The sequence below is a fragment of the Stutzerimonas stutzeri genome, assembly GCF_024448935.1.
Classification (GTDB): domain Bacteria; phylum Pseudomonadota; class Gammaproteobacteria; order Pseudomonadales; family Pseudomonadaceae; genus Stutzerimonas; species Stutzerimonas stutzeri_AO.
Map to the genome: position 1 here is coordinate 49,707 of NZ_JAMOIE010000017.1, position 16,836 is coordinate 66,542.

The following is a 16,836-nucleotide window of genomic DNA, read 5'->3' on the forward strand; positions in this document are numbered from 1 at the left end:
GGTTGGTGCTTGGTGCGCTCTGCTGGTGACGATGTTAGCAAACAGTTGTTATGACGCTAAATAACGTTTCAGGTCTACAAACCGCTCTTTGTGGAATAAGAGGCGCGTTGCTTCGCTGGGTCCATGTCGTTAGAGTGCCGCTTCAATTTTACTGCTGTAAGGAGCGCGCCCGTGGAAATAGCCTGTCTCGACCTGGAAGGTGTTTTGGTTCCGGAAATCTGGATTGCCTTCGCCGAGGCCACCGGAATCGAATCGCTGCGGGCGACCACGCGCGACATTCCTGATTACGACGTGCTGATGAAGCAGCGACTGAGAATTCTCGACGAGCACAATCTGAAGCTCTCGGACATCCAGAACGTCATCGCCACGCTGAAGCCGCTCGATGGCGCCGTCGATTTCGTGGACTGGCTGCGAGAGCGTTTCCAGGTGGTGATTCTGTCCGATACCTTCTACGAGTTCTCCCAGCCACTGATGCGCCAGCTGGGTTTTCCGACGCTGCTCTGCCATCGTCTGATCACCGACGACTCGGGTCGCGTCGTGGGCTACCAGCTGCGCCAGAAAGATCCCAAGCGACAGTCGGTGATCGCGCTGAAGAGTCTCTACTACCGCATCATCGCAGCAGGCGACTCGTACAACGACACCACCATGCTCTCCGAGGCGCATGCCGGCATCCTCTTCCATGCGCCGGACAACGTCATCCGAGAGTTCCCGCAGTTTCCCGCGGTGCATACCTTCGATGCGCTCAAGCAAGAATTCATCAAGGCATCCAGCCGCAAGCTGACGCTGTAAAAAATGGCTCCACGGCAGCATGCCCAGCCGCCGTGGAGCCTTATGCTTCTAGCGTTGTCTCCAGCGTCCCCAGCAACACGCTCACCTTATCCAGGGTTTCCTGATACTCAGCCTGCCAGGCTGAATCTGCCACGATGCCGCCGCCGCCCCAGCAGTAGACGTGTTCTTTTCGGAACAGCAGGGTGCGGATCGCAATAGAGCTATCCATTTCGCCGCGCACATCCAGATAAAGTAGCGAGCCACAGTAAATGGCGCGGCGAGTCGGCTCTAGCTCACCAATGATCTGCATGGCACGGATCTTCGGTGCGCCTGTAATCGATCCGCCGGGAAAGGCGCCGGCGAGCAGATCGAGCGCATCCTTGCCCTTTGCAAGTCGCCCGCTGACGCTGCTGACCAAGTGATGCACATTGGGGTAGGTTTCCAGGCAAAACAGCTCCGGCACGCGGATACTTCCGATTTCGCAGCTGCGGCCCAGGTCGTTGCGAAGCAGGTCGACAATCATCAGGTTCTCTGCCCGGTCCTTTGTGCTGGCCATCAGCGCGTCGGCTTGTGCCTGATCGCTTCGAGGATCGAGCCTTCTAGGGCGAGTGCCCTTGATCGGGCGGGTCTCGACTGTCCTGTCGCTCACGCGCAGGAAGCGCTCAGGGGAGACGCTTACAATGGCTCCTTGTTCGGTCGCCATAAAGCCAGCGAAGGGGGTCGGACATGCGTCGCGCAGAAGGCGGAACGCCCACCATGGGTCGCCACTGTAGGTCGCTTGAAAGCGTTGGGCGAAGTTCACCTGATAGCAGTCACCTGCTTGGATGTAATGCTGGATACGCTCGATCGCGTCTTGATACTTGCGGGATATCAGGTCGGCTGTGAAGGCAGACGACAGGCTGAACGTTACGAGTGGAGATTGCCAATTCGTTTCGAACAGCGTGGTCAGACGATCGCGTTCCGTCTGATCCAGTGATGGATGAAAGACCAGATGCGTGGATTGACGCTGATGATCGTTCACCACTGCCCAGGCATAGATGCCGAACCGAGCATCGGGAAGACCCAGGTCGTCGGCACCATCATTGGAGAAGTTTTCCAATCGTGAGCCGAAGTCATAGCTGAGATAGCCCAGCAGGCCGCCTATAAAGGGAACGTCGGCGTTCGGCGGCGCTTTGGCATCACCTAATGAACGGAGCGCCTCACGCAGCCTCGAAAAAAATGCGAGGCCCGTTTCCGACGCGCTAGGTTCGAGAAACTGTATCGGCCATGCGCTGAGCAAGTCGAATCGGCCACGTTCGGCAACCGGCCGGCCGGAATCGAGCAGCACTGCGCCGGGTGCATGGCGGATGCGCTCAAACCAGAAAGCTGGGTCGGGGCGATAGGGAAGGGCATGCAGTGTGCAAAGAGGCATGATGTGTTTCGTTCGGAGGGAGCCCGGCCAGTGGGCCGGGCTCAGGCTCAGTCGTGAGCCGGGATGTGGCCAAACAGCTCCTGAGCGAATCGCACTCGCTCTTCGGGGGTTTCCTGCGCCCCGTTTTTCTTGAGCTCCTCGACCCGTTTTTCCACGGCGTGGGCGCGGTGGGTCAGGCCACAGTCGTTAGCGATCTGAATGTTGAGGCCGGGGCGTGCGTTGAGCTCGAGAATCAGCGGCCCCTTATCTTTGTCCAACACCATGTCGACACCGATATAGCCAAGGCCGCAAAGCTCGTAGCAGCCGGCTGCAAGCTTCATGAAGCCGTCCCAGTTCGGCAGCTGTACGCCGTCCACAGCGTTGGTGGTGTCCGGATGTTTGCTGATCTTGTTGTTCAGCCAGGTGCCGCGTAGCGTAATCCCTGTTGCCAGGTCTACTCCCACGCCGATGGCACCCTGGTGCAGGTTGGCCTTGCCGCCAGACTGTCGCGTCGGCAGGCGCAGCATGGCCATTACCGGGTAGCCCATCAGGACAATGATGCGGATGTCCGGAACCCCTTCGTAGCTGATGCTCTTGAAGATCGGGTCGGGCGTGACGCGGTACTCGATGAGGGCGCGGTCACGGTGACCACCGAGCGAGTACAGTCCGGTGAGGATGTTGGAAATCTGATGCTCGATCTCGTCGTGAGTGAGGATCTTTCCTGACACCGTCCGGTAACGACCCTCGAAACGATCGGCTATGACGAGAATGCCGTCACCGCCCGCACCCTGCGCTGGCTTGACCACAAAGTCGGAATGGCCCTTGACGATATCCTTGAGCCTCCCGATATCGCGCTCGGTCTCGATGACCCCGTACATTTCCGGGACATCGATACCCGCTTCGATTGCGCGCTCCTTGGTGATGATCTTGTCGTCGACGATCGGGTACAGGTTGCGCTTGTTGTACTTGAGCACGTAGTCCGCATTGCGGCGGTTGATGCCCATGATGCCTTTGGCTTCGAGGGCCTTCCACGTCTTGATTAGACCGAACATGGCTCAATCCTTCAAAAAGGCTTTGAAACGAAACAGTTCGGTCAGGCGGTAGCCGCGATAACGACCCATCGCAAGCATGAAGCCGACCATGATCAGCAGGACCGCCGGGAAAGTGAAGATGAAGTAGGTCAGCTCCGGAATGTTCATCAGGAGGAACGCCAGTGCCGCTGCGATGAGCGTACCGACCGCAACCTTGAATGCATGGCCGCCGCCGCGTTCTTCCCAGGTGATGGAGAGCCGCTCGATGGTCATGGTCAGGATGACCATCGGGAACAGTGAAACGGACAACCCGCGCTCGAGCCCGAGCTTGTGGCTAAACAGGCTGATCACCGCGATCAGCACCACGACGAACGTGAGCACAACGGACAGGCGTGGCAGCATTTGAAGTTTCAAATGTTCCAAATACGAGCGCAGCGACAGGCCCATGGCCGTAATGATGGTAAACAGGATGATGCCGAAACCGATCTGGGTTTCACGGAAGGCGAGCGCAATCAGCACTGGCGTAAAGGTACCCAGTGTTTGCAAGCCGCCGAGGTTGCGCAGAATCAGAATGACCAGAACGCCGATCGGAATCATGATCATGATCTGGTAGGTCTGCTGAGTTTGCAGCGGCAGACCGTAAAGCGAATATTCGAGGAAGTCGGCGTCGGTATTTTCGTCCGTCAGTGTTGCCAGACGGATGGCATTCATTTCGCTGCTGTTGAGCGTAAAGGTAACTTGCGGGTTGCGCCCACCTTCGAGGTTCAGCAGCGGTTCGTTACCGGTCCACCAGACCAGACGGTCTTGAGGCAAACCTTGCTCGCCGGTTTCCGGATTGAAATACAGCCATTTGTCGCCGTTGAAGCTCCGCAGCCAGAGCTCGGGGGACTGGGCCATGTCGGCCTGCAGTCGAACCGTATGAACGCGCTCCATGGGGACATGCGCTATGGACAGCAGCAGCTCGATTACCCGTGCCTTGTTCGGCGTGGAAGCGTCACCGCCAAGCAGCAGCTTGACGTTGTCATCGTTGGCATTGTTGACACGCTTTATGGCTTCGCTGATGAAGGTCTCTACGTCGGCCGAATGCTGGCGTATCGGTGAAAGCAATGCTTCTGCGGCAATCTTTTCAGCACCTTCAACCGGAATGCTGTCGCGGAAGATCGGGCCGGTGGGCTTGCTCTGCTCGCCGCTGTAGCGCTTGGTGAGCACGAGGCGGTAATAGAGCGTCTGGTTTCCGCTCGCGCGGCGTGCGGACCAGGTAACCCGGCGGTTGCCGTCGGCCCGGTTGATGCTGACACCGTAGTTGTTGGAGATGAAGCTCTCGTTGAGGCTGACGAAATCCTGATTCAGTGGCGGCACGTACATCTGCAGCTTCACCGGCTCGCGCGGGTTGGCCTGAAATTCAACCTTGGCGTCTATGTTCCAAAGGTCACTGGTTTCATCTTCAGTAACCGGGATGCCCAAAATGAATATCTGGTAGGCAGTGATTGCGATACCCAGTGTGACGAGCAAAAGAATCAATATTTTCAGGTGCAATGTGAGGGCGCGCATGGGGTTACTCGTAAGCTTCGGATTCGATAATGCAGCCGGGCTTGCCAGCAGCATACTTAAGACCAGGGTCGACCAGGGCACCGAAGCGAGCAAGCGCATCAGAACCGATTAGAAGAGGGTATTGAAATGCGCTTCGGTCCGTGAGGTTCACTTCAATGCCTCGTTTAACCTTGCCCACACAGAGATTGAGTTCAACAACCGGGCGAGGTGTATAGGTTTTTTCTTCCTCCGGATCGAAGTCGCCAGCGCGACGCTTGATCTTGCTGATGCGCTGCAGGGGCAGTTCGATGGGCCGGTTATGGGCCTCATCAATAGCCAGGTAGAAGCGTACCCAGCTTTTTCCGTTGCGCTTGAAGCGCTCGATGTCGCGGGCGCTGAGCGAGGCAGTCTGTGCGCCTGTATCGAGTTTGGCTGGCACCTCAAGATCGAAATCAAGTAACGCCACGTGCTCATTCAGGCCGTAGATCGTTTTCTCACCGGCCTGGGCCCAGAACGGAGCGCTTACGAGACAGAGCAATAGAAGGCGGGTTTTGGTGCTCATAAATCCAGGTAGTCGAGTCGAGGAAGTGGCTCGAACAACGAGCCATAGTGAAGCACGTCGAGGCGAGCGCCGGGCGTGGCATATACAGCGGTGCCGCATTCTAGCATGGGTGGCTGATCGCGAGGCTAGGCTCAAGCCGTGCTGCGGCGCCAGGCGCGCAGTGATTAGCTCAGGTCGGTGAATCGATTGTCGACAATCTACTTTTGTATGATTGACCTGGCGCCTTTTCAGCGGCTAACGTGGAGCCATTAAGGGCTCGGATGTCAACAATATGTTGGATACACTGGAAGTTCCTCGCCCCGATCAGCTTGACAGCGGTACGCTCTCCGAGCACGTTTTCCGACGGATCCTGGCAGCCATCGTGAAAGGCGATATCGCACCGGGCAGCAAAATATCGGAGCCTGAGCTCGCGCGTACCTATGGCATCAGTCGCGGCCCGCTGCGTGAAGCCATACACCGTCTCGAGGGGCAGAAGCTGCTGGTCCGTGTGCCGCACGTTGGCGCCAGGGTGGTATCGCTCAACCATGCCGAGCTGATCGAACTGTACGAGATTCGCGAGTCCTTGGAAGGCATGGCCTGCCGACTCGCCGCCGAGGGCATGAGTGTGGCGGAAATAGATGAGCTGCGGCGCGTTCTGGATACCCATGAGCGAGACGAGGCATTCCAGGCGGGCGTCGGCTATTACCAGCAGGAAGGCGACTTCGACTTTCACTATCGGATCATTCAGGGCAGCGGCAATCGCACGCTGACGCAGATGTTGTGTGGGGAGCTGTATCAGTTGGTGCGCATGTACCGCATCCAGTTCTCCGCAACGCCGAATCGGCCGCGTCAGGCATTTGCCGAGCACCACCGGATTCTCGACGCCATCGCCGACCGCGACGGCGAGCTGGCCGAGTTGCTGATGCGGCGGCATATCTGCGCTTCCAAGCGCAACATCGAGCGGCATTATTTGGCTGCTCAGCAACAGACATCACAACCAAGAGGTGAGGCATGACACTTCCTACCCCCGGCCAGCGTTTCCGTGACGCGGTGGCCAGTGAGCATCCGCTGCAGGTCGTCGGCGCTATCAACGCCAACCACGCGCTGCTGGCCCAGCGTGCTGGCTTCAAGGCGATCTACCTATCGGGTGGCGGCGTGGCGGCCGGCTCGCTCGGCCTGCCGGATCTCGGCATAACCGGGCTCGACGATGTACTGACCGACGTGCGTCGCATTACCGACGTCTGCGACCTGCCGCTGTTGGTGGATGTCGATACCGGTTTCGGTTCCTCGGCCTTCAACGTGGCACGTACGGTCAAGTCGATGATCAAGTTCGGCGCTGCGGCTATCCATATCGAAGACCAGGTGGGTGCCAAGCGCTGTGGTCACCGGCCCAACAAGGAAATCGTTTCGCAGCAGGAGATGGTCGATCGGATCAAGGCGGCCGTGGATGCGCGAACCGATGACAGTTTCGTGATCATGGCGCGTACCGATGCGCTGGCCGTGGAAGGACTGGAATCGGCGCTTGATCGTGCGCAAGCCTGTATCGAGGCGGGCGCCGACATGGTGTTTCCCGAAGCCATCACCGAACTGGCGATGTACAAGACGTTCGCAGATCGGGTGAAGGCGCCGATCCTGGCCAACATCACCGAGTTCGGCGCCACGCCGCTGTACACCACCGAGGAGCTGGCGAGTGTCGATGTCTCGCTGGTGCTGTACCCGCTTTCCGCGTTCCGCGCGATGAACAAGGCGGCCGAGAACGTCTATACGGCATTGCGCCGTGACGGTACGCAGAAAAATGTAATCGACACCATGCAGACCCGCATGGAGCTCTACGATCGCATCAACTACCACGCGTTCGAGCAGCACCTCGATTCGTTGTTCGCCCAGAAGAAAAGCTAACGCGGGGCGGGCCCCAATCGCCCGTCCGGCTTGATGAGCAGTTTGCAGTATCCAGAACAAATTCAATCAAGGAGAAGGCAATGGCTGAAGCAAAAGTATTGAGTGGCGCAGGCCTGCGTGGCCAGGTTGCCGGGCAGACCGCTCTTTGCACGGTTGGCAAGACCGGTGCAGGACTGACCTACCGTGGTTACGACGTACGCGATCTGGCCGCACAGGCCGAGTTCGAGGAAGTCGCTTATCTGCTGTTCTACGGCGAGCTGCCGACCGCACAGCAACTGAGCGAATACAAGGCGCGACTCAAGACGATGCGGGGTTTGCCTGCCGCGCTGAAGGAAGTGCTGGAGCGAATCCCCGCCGACGCTCACCCGATGGACGTGATGCGGACCGGCGCTTCCATGCTGGGTACGCTAGAGCCCGAGCACTCCTTCGAGCAGCAGCGGGATGTGGCCGAACGGTTGATGGCGGCTTTCCCGGCCATCATGTGCTACTGGTACCGTTTCACTCACGAGCAGGCGCGGATCGAATGCAGCAGCGATGAGGACACCTTGGGTGGGCATTTCCTGGCCTTGTTACATGGCAAGAAGCCGAGCGAGTTGCACGTCAAGGTCATGAACGTGTCGCTGATCCTCTACGCCGAGCACGAGTTCAACGCCTCGACCTTCACTGCGCGTGTCTGTGCCTCGACGCTGTCGGATATGTACTCCTGCGTCACCGGCGCGATCGGTTCGCTGCGTGGTCCGCTGCATGGCGGCGCCAACGAAGCGGCGATGGACATGATCAAGCAGTGGAAGAGTCCGGAAGAGGCCCGCGAAGCCATCCTCGGCATGCTCGAGCGCAAGGACAAGATCATGGGCTTCGGCCATGCGATCTACAGCGTTTCCGACCCGCGCAACGAGGTCATCAAGGTCTGGGCCAAGAAGCTCGCTGACGAAGTGGGCGATACCGTGCTCTACCCGGTCTCGGTGGCTGTCGACGAAACCATGTGGGAGCAGAAGAAGCTGTTCCCCAACGCCGACTTCTACCATGCCTCCGCCTATCACTTCATGGGCATCCCCACCAAGCTGTTCACGCCGATCTTCGTCTGCTCGCGCGTTACCGGCTGGGCGTCCCATGTGTTCGAACAACGCAGCAACAACCGGATCATTCGGCCGAGCGCCGAGTACATCGGTCCGGAGCAGCGCAAGGTTGTCCCGATCGCCCAGCGTTGATCGGAGCGGGGAACTCGTCGCCGGGCTCCCCGAACCTCGCCCCACGGAACATTACTGGATTGAGTTCTTCCGGCATGAATACAGAACACCGCAAACCTTTGCCAGGCACTGGACTTGACTACTTCGACACCCGCGAGGCGATCGAAGCCATTCAGCCAGGGGCCTACGACAAGCTGCCCTATACCTCCCGCGTCCTGGCCGAACAGCTGGTGCGCCGCTGTGAGCCCGAAGCGCTGACCGATTCGCTCAAGCAGATCATCGAGCGCAAGCGCGACCTCGACTTTCCGTGGTATCCGGCGCGCGTCGTCTGCCATGACATCCTTGGTCAGACCGCGCTGGTCGACCTCGCCGGTCTGCGCGATGCGATCGCGGAGCAGGGTGGCGACCCGGCGAAGGTCAACCCGGTTGTTCCGACTCAGTTGATCGTCGACCACTCCCTGGCGGTCGAATTTGCAGGCTTCGATCCGGACTCGTTCGAGAAGAATCGCGCCGTCGAGGAGCGTCGCAACGAGGACCGCTTCCACTTCATCGAGTGGACCAAGACCGCGTTCAAGAACGTCGACGTAATCCCGGCCGGCAATGGCATCATGCACCAGATCAACCTGGAGAAAATGTCGCCGGTGATCCAGGCGCGCGATGGCGTGGCCTTCCCGGATACCTGCGTCGGCACCGATTCCCACACCCCGCACGTCGATGCGCTGGGTGTGATCGCCATCGGCGTCGGCGGTCTTGAAGCCGAAACCGTCATGCTCGGCCTGCCGTCGATGATGCGCCTGCCCGACATCGTCGGCGTACGTCTGACCGGCAAGCGGCAGCCGGGTATCACCGCGACCGACATCGTTTTGGCATTGACCGAGTTCCTGCGCAAGGAACGTGTGGTCGGGGCCTGGGTCGAGTTCTTCGGTGAAGGCGCCGACAGCCTGACCATCGGCGACCGCGCGACCATCTCCAATATGTGCCCGGAATATGGCGCAACGGCTTCGATGTTCTACATCGACCAACAGACTATCGATTACCTCAAGCTGACTGGCCGCGAGCCGGAGCAGGTCGCGCTGGTCGAGCAGTACGCCAAGGAAACCGGCTTGTGGGCGACGGCGCTAAAAGGGGCCCAGTACGAGCGGGTATTGGCGTTTGACCTGTCCAGTGTGGTGCGCAACATGGCTGGCCCGAGCAACCCGCACAAGCGCCTGCCGACCTCGGCTCTGCACGAGCGCGGCATCGCCGTCGACCTGGACAAGGCCCGGGCCGAAGAAGGCGAAGGGCTGATGCCTGATGGCGCGGTGATCATCGCGGCTATTACCAGTTGCACCAATACGTCCAACCCCCGCAACGTGGTGGCCGCCGGCTTGCTGGCAAAAAAGGCCAACGAGCTGGGGCTGATACGCAAGCCCTGGGTAAAGACCTCCTTTGCGCCAGGTTCCAAGGTCGCCAAACTGTACCTGGAGGATGCCGGGCTGTTGTCAGAGCTGGAGCAGCTCGGCTTTGGCATCGTCGGCTATGCCTGCACCACCTGCAACGGCATGTCCGGTGCGCTGGATCCACAGATCCAGCAGGAAATCATCGACCGTGACCTGTACGCCACCGCAGTCCTCTCGGGTAACCGCAACTTCGATGGCCGTATCCATCCGTACGCCAAGCAGGCGTTCCTGGCGTCGCCACCCTTGGTAGTCGCCTATGCCATCGCGGGCACTGTTCGCTTCGACATTGAACAGGACGTGCTTGGTACCGATCAGCATGGCAATCCGGTCACGCTCAAGGACCTCTGGCCATCTGACGAGGAAATCGATGCCATTGTTGCCGCGTCGGTGAAGCCCGAGCAGTTCCGTCAGGTCTACATCCCGATGTTCGACCTCGGCACCATCGAGGAAGCTGAAAGCCCGCTCTACGACTGGCGGCCGACCTCGACATACATCCGCCGCCCCCCGTATTGGGAAGGTGCGCTGGCTGGTGAACGCACACTGAAAGGCATGCGTCCGTTGGCGATCCTGCCGGACAACATCACCACCGATCACCTGTCGCCATCCAACGCGATCCTGCTGGATTCGGCCGCCGGCGAGTACCTGGCGAAGATGGGCCTGCCGGAGGAGGACTTCAACTCCTACGCCACCCACCGCGGTGACCACCTGACTGCGCAGCGGGCGACGTTCGCCAACCCGCAACTGGTCAACGAGATGGCCGTGGTTGACGGTAAGGTGCAGAAGGGCTCGTTGGCGCGCGTCGAGCCGGAAGGCAAGGTGATGCGCATGTGGGAAGCCATCGAAACCTACATGCAGCGCAAGCAACCGCTGATCATCGTGGCCGGTGCGGATTACGGTCAGGGCAGCTCGCGTGACTGGGCCGCCAAGGGCGTGCGCCTGGCGGGTGTGGAGGTGATCGTGGCTGAAGGCTTCGAGCGTATCCACCGTACCAACCTGGTCGGCATGGGCGTGCTGCCGGTCGAGTTCAAGCCGGGCACCACCCGCCTGACCCTTGGCCTGGATGGCACCGAAACCTTCGATATCGAAGGTGAGCTGTCGCCGCGCTGCGATCTGACCCTGGTCATTCACCACAAGAACGGTGAAGAAACCCGTGTCCCGGTCACCTGCCGTCTCGACACCGCGGCCGAGGTGGGCGTCTACCAGGCCGGTGGCGTGCTGCAGCGTTTCGCTCAGGACTTCCTCGCATCAACCACCGCGTGAACCCGTCGGGTGGATGGCCTGCTTTCATCCACCGTGTCGGTCCCGATGGCCCGGCCGAGCCTGATCCCCGACCATCCATTCATTTCCAGCCAGGACTCACCCATGGCGCATCAATCCCAGATCAAGATTCCCGCCACCTACATGCGTGGCGGCACCAGCAAGGGCGTGTTCTTCCGGCTGCAGGACCTGCCGGAAAGCTGCCAGGTGCCCGGCGCGGCGCGCGACAAGCTGTTCATGCGTGTGATCGGCAGCCCCGATCCGTACTCGGCGCAAATCGATGGTATGGGTGGTGCCACGTCCAGCACCAGCAAGTGTGTGATTCTGTCAAAAAGCACCCGGCCTGATCACGATGTCGAGTACCTCTATGGTCAGGTGTCGATCGACAAGCCCTTCGTCGACTGGAGCGGCAACTGCGGCAACCTTTCGACCGGTGCCGGTGCTTTTGCGTTGCATGCCGGCCTGGTGGATGCGGAGCGTATTCCGCAGAACGGTACCTGTGTGGTGCGGATCTGGCAGGCCAACATCGGCAAGACCATCATTGCCCACGTGCCGGTCACTGATGGCCAGGTGCAGGAAACCGGCGATTTCGAGCTGGACGGCGTGACCTTTCCAGCTGCGGAGATCGTGCTGGAATTTCTCGACCCGTCCGATGACGGCGAGGAGGGCGGCTCGATGTTCCCCACCGGCAATCTGGTGGATGAGCTGGAGGTGCCCGGCATCGGCACGCTCAAGGCTACGATGATCAGCGCCGGCATCCCGACGGTGTTCGTCAATGCCGAGGACATCGGTTATCAGGGTGCCGAATTGCGGGAGGACATCAATGGCAATCCCGAGGCGTTGGCGCGGCTGGAGGCGATTCGTGTGGCCGGTGCGTTGCGTATGGGGTTGATCAAGACAGCGGAAGAGGCGTTGACCCGCCAGCACACGCCAAAGGTTGCGTTTGTCTCGGGGCCGAAAACCTATCGAGCGTCATCTGGCAAGACCGTCGAAGCAGACGAGGTTGATCTGCTGGTGCGCGCCTTGTCCATGGGCAAGCTGCACCACGCCATGATGGGGACCTGTGCGGTTGCTATCGGTGCGGCTGCGGCAGTGCCCGGTACTCTCGTTAACCTGGCTGCCGGTGGTGGCGAGCTGACGGCAGTGCGTTTTGGGCATCCTTCCGGCACGCTTCGCGTCGGCGCCGAGGCGCAGCAGGCCGACGGGAAATGGTCAATAACCAAGGCGATCATGAGTCGGAGCGCCAGGGTTCTGATGGAGGGCTGGGTGCGCGTTCCTGGTGACGCATTCTAAGCGGTTGCCGACATTGATGCGGCGCGGCGTTGGCAAAGCCCAGATGTGAGCACGAAAAACAAAAAGTCCGCACTAAGCGGGCTTTTTGTTGTCTAGCAGAATGGTAACTAAACGGTAACTATTTGAGTCGGCGTTCTACGCCTTTTTCCACGAGGATCTTGGCGGATATCTCTTCTACGGAAAAATGCGTGGAGTTGATGTAGTTGATGTTTTCGCGGCGGAATAAGTTCTCGACCTCGCGAACTTCGAACTCGCATTGGGCGTAACTGGCATAGCGGCTGTTGGGTTTGCGCTCGTTGCGGATGGCCGTCAAACGGTCCGGGTCGATGGTCAGGCCGAACAGCTTGTCGCGGTGGGTCTTGAGCGCGCCCGGAAGTTGCAATCGTTCCATGTCGTCTTCGGTCAGCGGGTAGTTGGCGGCCCGGATGCCGTACTGCATCGCCATGTACAGACAGGTGGGCGTTTTGCCGCACCTGGAGACGCCGACCAAAATCAGATCCGCCTTGTCGTAGTAGTGCGTGCGGGCACCGTCATCGTTGTCCAGGGCGAAGTTGACGGCGTCGATTCGCTCCATGTAGTTGGCGTTATGGCTGATCGAATGGGATTTGCCGACAGAATAGGAAGAGCGTGACATCAGTTCATGTTCCAGCGGGGCAAGGAAGGAAGAAAAGATGTCGATCATGAAGCCATTGGACTCAGCCAGGATGTCGCGAATTTCCTGGTTTACCAGCGTATCGAATATGATTGGCCGTGCGCCGTCGCTTTCCGCCGCTTTATTGATTTGCTGTACCATTGCCCGCGCTTTTTCAGCCGTATCGATATATGGCCGCGTGAGCTTGGTAAACGTGATGGTTTCGAACTGTGCCAGCAGGCTTTGGCCGAGCGTTTCGGCTGTAATACCGGTACCGTCGGAGATGAAAAATGCAGTTCGTTTCATTGCGCATGGGACCTTAAGTCAAGAACGGTTCTCAGCTATAGTAGGCCCCTTCGCCGAGCCTCGATTGGCTGGCATTGTCACTTATTTTGCAGGGCCAGGCCACCGTGCCGCGGATGGGCACGAACCGAGTTTCCAACACAACGTGGAGAGATCACCTTGGTAGAGTACGTAGTTTCCCTCGATAAGCTCGGCAATCATGACGTTGAGCGTGTAGGGGGCAAGAACGCCTCCCTCGGCGAGATGATCAGCAACCTTGCAGGTGCGGGAGTGTCGGTACCTGGTGGTTTCGCCACTACCGCCCGGGCCTACCGTGATTTCATGGAGCTCAGCGGTCTCAACGAGCAAATCCACGCGCTTCTCGATGCGCTGGACGTGGACGACGTCAATGCCCTTGCCAAAGCTGGCGCGCAAATTCGCGGCTGGGTCATGGAAGCCGAATTCCCTCCCAGGCTCGATGCCGACATTCGTGCCGCATTCGCTGAGATGGCCGGTGGCAACGACCACATGGCGGTCGCGGTTCGTTCTTCGGCGACGGCTGAAGACCTGCCGGACGCCTCATTCGCCGGCCAGCAGGAAACCTTCCTGAACATCCGCGGCGTGGATAACGTGATTCGTGCCGCCAAGGAAGTCTTCGCCTCCCTTTTCAACGACCGTGCGATTGCCTACCGCGTCCACCAGGGCTTCGATCACAAGCTGGTTGCGCTGTCCGCGGGTGTTCAGCGCATGGTGCGGTCCGAGACCGGCACGGCTGGCGTGATGTTTACTCTTGATACCGAATCGGGCTTTCGTGACGTCGTGTTTATCACGGGTGCCTATGGCTTGGGCGAAACCGTGGTGCAAGGCGCGGTCAACCCCGATGAATTCTACGTTCACAAGCACACCCTCGAAGCTGGCCGCCCCGCCATCCTGCGACGTAACCTGGGCAGCAAAGCGATCAAAATGATCTACGGCGAAGAAGCCAGCGCCGGTAAGTCGGTCAAAACCGTCGAGGTTGATCAGGCTGAGCGTATGCGCTTCTGCCTGACCGATGAGGAAGTGGCCAATCTCGCCCACCAGGCGATGACCATCGAGAAGCACTATGGCCGCCCGATGGACATTGAGTGGGCCAAAGATGGCGATGATAACCAGCTGTACATCGTCCAGGCCCGCCCGGAAACAGTTAAGAGCCGCAGCAGCGGGAACGTCATGGAGCGCTACCTGCTGAAGGAGAAAGGCAAGGTACTTGTCGAAGGCCGTGCCATCGGCCAGCGCATCGGTGCCGGTCCGGTCAAGATCATTCACAATGTGTCCGAGATGGACAAGGTTCAGCCGGGCGACGTGCTGGTTTCCGACATGACCGACCCGGATTGGGAGCCGGTGATGAAGCGCGCCAGCGCCATCGTCACCAACCGTGGGGGTCGTACTTGCCACGCAGCCATCATTGCTCGCGAGCTGGGTATTCCCGCCGTCGTCGGTTGCGGTAATGCCACCGAGTTGCTGCAGGATGGCCAGCGCGTCACCGTCACCTGTGCCGAGGGCGATACCGGCCTGATCTTCGAAGGCGAACTGGGCTTCGATATTCGCCAGAACTCCATCGATGCCATGCCAGAACTGCCGTTCAAGATCATGATGAACGTCGGTAACCCGGACCGCGCGTTCGATTTTGCCCAGTTACCCAACGAAGGCGTCGGTCTGGCGCGTCTCGAATTCATCATCAATCGGATGATCGGTGTTCACCCCAAGGCCCTGCTCAATTTCGACGGCTTGCCGGCCGACGTGAAGAGCAGTGTCGAAAAGCGCATTGCCGGCTACGGCGACCCGGTCGACTTCTATGTCGAGAAGCTGGTTGAAGGCGTCAGCACGCTGGCTGCGGCATTCTGGCCGAAAAAGGTCATCGTGCGGCTGTCTGACTTCAAGTCCAACGAATACGCCAACCTGATCGGAGGCAAGCTCTACGAGCCGGAAGAAGAGAACCCGATGCTCGGCTTCCGCGGTGCATCGCGTTACATCAGCGAATCCTTCCGCGACTGCTTCGAGCTCGAATGCCGTGCCATGCGCAAGGTTCGCGACGTGATGGGACTGACCAATGTCGAGCTGATGGTGCCGTTCGTGCGCACCCTGGGCGAAGCCTCGCAGGTCATCGACATTCTCGGTCAGTTCGGACTCAAGCGTGGCGAGAACGGCCTGCGCATCATCATGATGTGTGAGCTGCCTTCCAATGCTTTGCTGGCCGATGAGTTTCTCGAATTCTTTGATGGCTTCTCCATTGGCTCGAACGACATGACCCAGCTTACGCTTGGCCTGGACCGTGACTCAGGAATCATTGCCCACCTGTTCGATGAGCGTAACCCTGCAGTCAAGAAGCTGTTGGCGAATGCGATCGAAGCCTGTAACAAAGCGGGCAAGTACATCGGCATTTGTGGTCAGGGGCCTTCCGATCACCCGGACCTGGCCAAGTGGCTGATGGAGCAGGGTATTGAGAGCGTATCGCTGAACCCGGACTCGGTGCTCGATACCTGGTTCTTCCTGGCTGATGCCGAGATCAAATAAGCACAGCACGGCAAAAAGGGCGGTTTTCGCCCTTTTTTGCGTTGAGCAAAAGCGGGGCTATCTGCCAATGCCATTATCTCTGTCGCGACGCATGCCGCTTCCGCTAATGCTGCTATAGCCGTTGTGGCTGGAAACCGGTGCGGGTAGGCATATTGCTTATCTTTGAAGCATGGTGGCGGCCGAGCCTGACGCGTTTCATGTTTGAGGAGATTTACCATGCAATACATCACCCCTGATCTATGCGATGCCTACCCTGAGTTGGTGCAGGTGGTGGAGCCGATGTTCAGCAATTTTGGTGGCCGCGACTCCTTCGGTGGTCAGATCGTCACGATCAAATGCTTTGAAGACAATTCGTTGGTCAAGCAACAGGTAGATGTAAACGGTGCAGGCAAGGTGCTGGTGGTAGACGGTGGAGGCTCGCTGCGTCGTGCATTGCTCGGGGATATGCTTGCTGAGAACGCGGCGCGCAATGGATGGGAGGGTCTGGTGATCTACGGTTGCATCCGTGATGTCGACGTGATCGCGCAAACGGAACTGGGCGTCCAGGCGCTGGCTACTCATCCCATGAAAACCGACAAGCGCGGGATAGGCGACCTCAATATTCCGGTGACCTTTTGTGGGGTGACTTTCCGTCCTGGTGAATACGTTTATGCCGATAACAACGGCATTATCGTTTCGCCCGAAAAACTGAAGATGCCCGACTAAGCCGTGGCGGTTGGTTGATCAAGCGCGGCTATGCCGGGCTTTTTGTTATTTGCAGGAGGCGCGACCGTTGCCTGACGAAATAGGCTGCGCAATCGTCTGCCTTGGTTTGTTGATGATGACACGGACTACTGGAACGAGCTGAGCAGCCGGTTGATTCGCTATCTGGAGGAGTTGGAGCTGGCCCGTGAGCGAGTCAATCCAGTGCGGGCAGCCTGTCGGGCTTTCCCCTTGTGTTCTTTTTCTGTGCTCAATGGTGGCCGGCCCTCAGTGAAAACCAGCATGAGCCGTTTCCGCCCAGTTGATCGCCACGCCAGCGACCTGCTGCTACTT

At 59.2% G+C, this 16,836-nt stretch carries 13 protein-coding genes and 1 pseudogene; 9 read left to right on the top strand and 5 right to left on the bottom strand.

Annotation, left to right across the window (positions count from 1 at the left end; translation table 11 throughout):
* Positions 1-171 precede the first annotated feature (171 nt).
* Positions 172-789 (top strand): bifunctional phosphoserine phosphatase/homoserine phosphotransferase ThrH, encoded by a 618-nt coding sequence (thrH, locus tag NA637_RS07375; RefSeq protein ID WP_256071664.1) that lies wholly within the window; start codon positions 172-174, stop codon positions 787-789.
* Between the two features lie 40 nt (positions 790-829).
* Here the strand turns inward: thrH and pabB are convergent, their stop codons facing one another.
* The 4 genes from pabB to NA637_RS07395 are packed head-to-tail and all read right to left on the bottom strand — an operon-like array spanning position 830 to position 5,281.
* A complete protein-coding gene (gene pabB, locus NA637_RS07380; protein ID WP_256071665.1) occupies positions 830-2,179 on the bottom strand; it encodes an aminodeoxychorismate synthase component I in 1,350 nt (449 codons plus the stop codon).
* A gap of 47 nt (positions 2,180-2,226) precedes the next feature.
* On the bottom strand, positions 2,227-3,210 hold the full coding sequence (locus tag NA637_RS07385; protein ID WP_256071666.1) for an alpha-L-glutamate ligase-like protein: 984 nt from the start codon (positions 3,208-3,210) through the stop codon (positions 2,227-2,229).
* Positions 3,211-3,213: 3 nt separating this feature from the next.
* The gene (locus NA637_RS07390; protein WP_256071667.1) at positions 3,214-4,740 is read right to left on the bottom strand and encodes an inactive transglutaminase family protein; all 1,527 of its coding nucleotides are present in this window, start codon (positions 4,738-4,740) and stop codon (positions 3,214-3,216) included.
* A gap of 4 nt (positions 4,741-4,744) precedes the next feature.
* Entirely contained in the window at positions 4,745-5,281 is a 537-nt protein-coding gene (locus NA637_RS07395) for an ATP-dependent zinc protease (RefSeq protein ID WP_256071668.1), read from the bottom strand.
* A gap of 271 nt (positions 5,282-5,552) precedes the next feature.
* Between NA637_RS07395 and NA637_RS07400 the strand changes: the two genes are divergently transcribed.
* The 5 genes from NA637_RS07400 (at position 5,553) to prpF (ending at position 12,335) form a co-directional block, all read left to right on the top strand.
* Positions 5,553-6,275 (top strand): GntR family transcriptional regulator, encoded by a 723-nt coding sequence (locus NA637_RS07400; protein ID WP_256071669.1) that lies wholly within the window; start codon positions 5,553-5,555, stop codon positions 6,273-6,275.
* Positions 6,272-7,159 carry a methylisocitrate lyase gene (gene prpB / locus NA637_RS07405; RefSeq protein ID WP_045426448.1) on the top strand — a complete coding sequence of 296 codons (888 nt, stop codon included), beginning with the start codon at positions 6,272-6,274 and terminating at the stop codon, positions 7,157-7,159. The genes NA637_RS07400 and prpB overlap by 4 nt, the downstream gene beginning before the upstream one ends.
* A gap of 80 nt (positions 7,160-7,239) precedes the next feature.
* A complete protein-coding gene (gene prpC, locus NA637_RS07410; RefSeq protein ID WP_256071670.1) occupies positions 7,240-8,367 on the top strand; it encodes a bifunctional 2-methylcitrate synthase/citrate synthase in 1,128 nt (375 codons plus the stop codon).
* A 74-nt stretch (positions 8,368-8,441) separates the two neighbouring features.
* Positions 8,442-11,045 (top strand): Fe/S-dependent 2-methylisocitrate dehydratase AcnD, encoded by a 2,604-nt coding sequence (gene acnD / locus NA637_RS07415; RefSeq protein WP_256071671.1) that lies wholly within the window; start codon positions 8,442-8,444, stop codon positions 11,043-11,045.
* Between the two features lie 102 nt (positions 11,046-11,147).
* A complete protein-coding gene (gene prpF / locus NA637_RS07420) occupies positions 11,148-12,335 on the top strand; it encodes a 2-methylaconitate cis-trans isomerase PrpF (protein ID WP_256071672.1) in 1,188 nt (395 codons plus the stop codon).
* A gap of 118 nt (positions 12,336-12,453) precedes the next feature.
* Here the strand turns inward: prpF and ppsR are convergent, their stop codons facing one another.
* Entirely contained in the window at positions 12,454-13,272 is an 819-nt protein-coding gene (gene ppsR, locus NA637_RS07425) for a posphoenolpyruvate synthetase regulatory kinase/phosphorylase PpsR (RefSeq protein WP_256071673.1), read from the bottom strand.
* Positions 13,273-13,428: 156 nt separating this feature from the next.
* On the opposite strand from ppsR, the gene ppsA reads away from it, so the two are divergent.
* The 3 genes and pseudogenes from ppsA to NA637_RS07440 all read left to right on the top strand — a co-directional run.
* Positions 13,429-15,801 (top strand): phosphoenolpyruvate synthase, encoded by a 2,373-nt coding sequence (gene ppsA, locus NA637_RS07430; protein WP_256071674.1) that lies wholly within the window; start codon positions 13,429-13,431, stop codon positions 15,799-15,801.
* Positions 15,802-16,017: 216 nt separating this feature from the next.
* Complete coding sequence (gene rraA / locus NA637_RS07435; RefSeq protein WP_256071675.1) at positions 16,018-16,506, top strand: ribonuclease E activity regulator RraA; 489 nt, start codon at positions 16,018-16,020, stop codon at positions 16,504-16,506.
* A gap of 87 nt (positions 16,507-16,593) precedes the next feature.
* Positions 16,594-16,710, top strand: a pseudogene (locus NA637_RS07440) (zinc transporter ZntB); the annotation flags it as partial.
* Between the last annotated feature and the right edge of the window lie 126 nt (positions 16,711-16,836).

What these genes read in the sequence shown, in the direction of transcription:
- acnD (WP_256071671.1), top strand. Translation starts at nt 8,442, where the DNA reads ATGAATACAGAACACCGCAAACCTTTGCCAGGCACTGGACTTGACTAC.
- prpC (WP_256071670.1), top strand. Translation starts at nt 7,240, where the DNA reads ATGGCTGAAGCAAAAGTATTGAGTGGCGCAGGCCTGCGTGGCCAGGTT.
- NA637_RS07390 (WP_256071667.1), bottom strand. Translation starts at nt 4,740, where the DNA reads ATGCGCGCCCTCACATTGCACCTGAAAATATTGATTCTTTTGCTCGTC.
- prpB (WP_045426448.1), top strand. Translation starts at nt 6,272, where the DNA reads ATGACACTTCCTACCCCCGGCCAGCGTTTCCGTGACGCGGTGGCCAGT.
- prpF (WP_256071672.1), top strand. Translation starts at nt 11,148, where the DNA reads ATGGCGCATCAATCCCAGATCAAGATTCCCGCCACCTACATGCGTGGC.
- rraA (WP_256071675.1), top strand. Translation starts at nt 16,018, where the DNA reads ATGCAATACATCACCCCTGATCTATGCGATGCCTACCCTGAGTTGGTG.
- pabB (WP_256071665.1), bottom strand. Translation starts at nt 2,179, where the DNA reads ATGCCTCTTTGCACACTGCATGCCCTTCCCTATCGCCCCGACCCAGCT.
- ppsR (WP_256071673.1), bottom strand. Translation starts at nt 13,272, where the DNA reads ATGAAACGAACTGCATTTTTCATCTCCGACGGTACCGGTATTACAGCC.
- NA637_RS07385 (WP_256071666.1), bottom strand. Translation starts at nt 3,210, where the DNA reads ATGTTCGGTCTAATCAAGACGTGGAAGGCCCTCGAAGCCAAAGGCATC.
- NA637_RS07400 (WP_256071669.1), top strand. Translation starts at nt 5,553, where the DNA reads ATGTTGGATACACTGGAAGTTCCTCGCCCCGATCAGCTTGACAGCGGT.
- NA637_RS07395 (WP_256071668.1), bottom strand. Translation starts at nt 5,281, where the DNA reads ATGAGCACCAAAACCCGCCTTCTATTGCTCTGTCTCGTAAGCGCTCCG.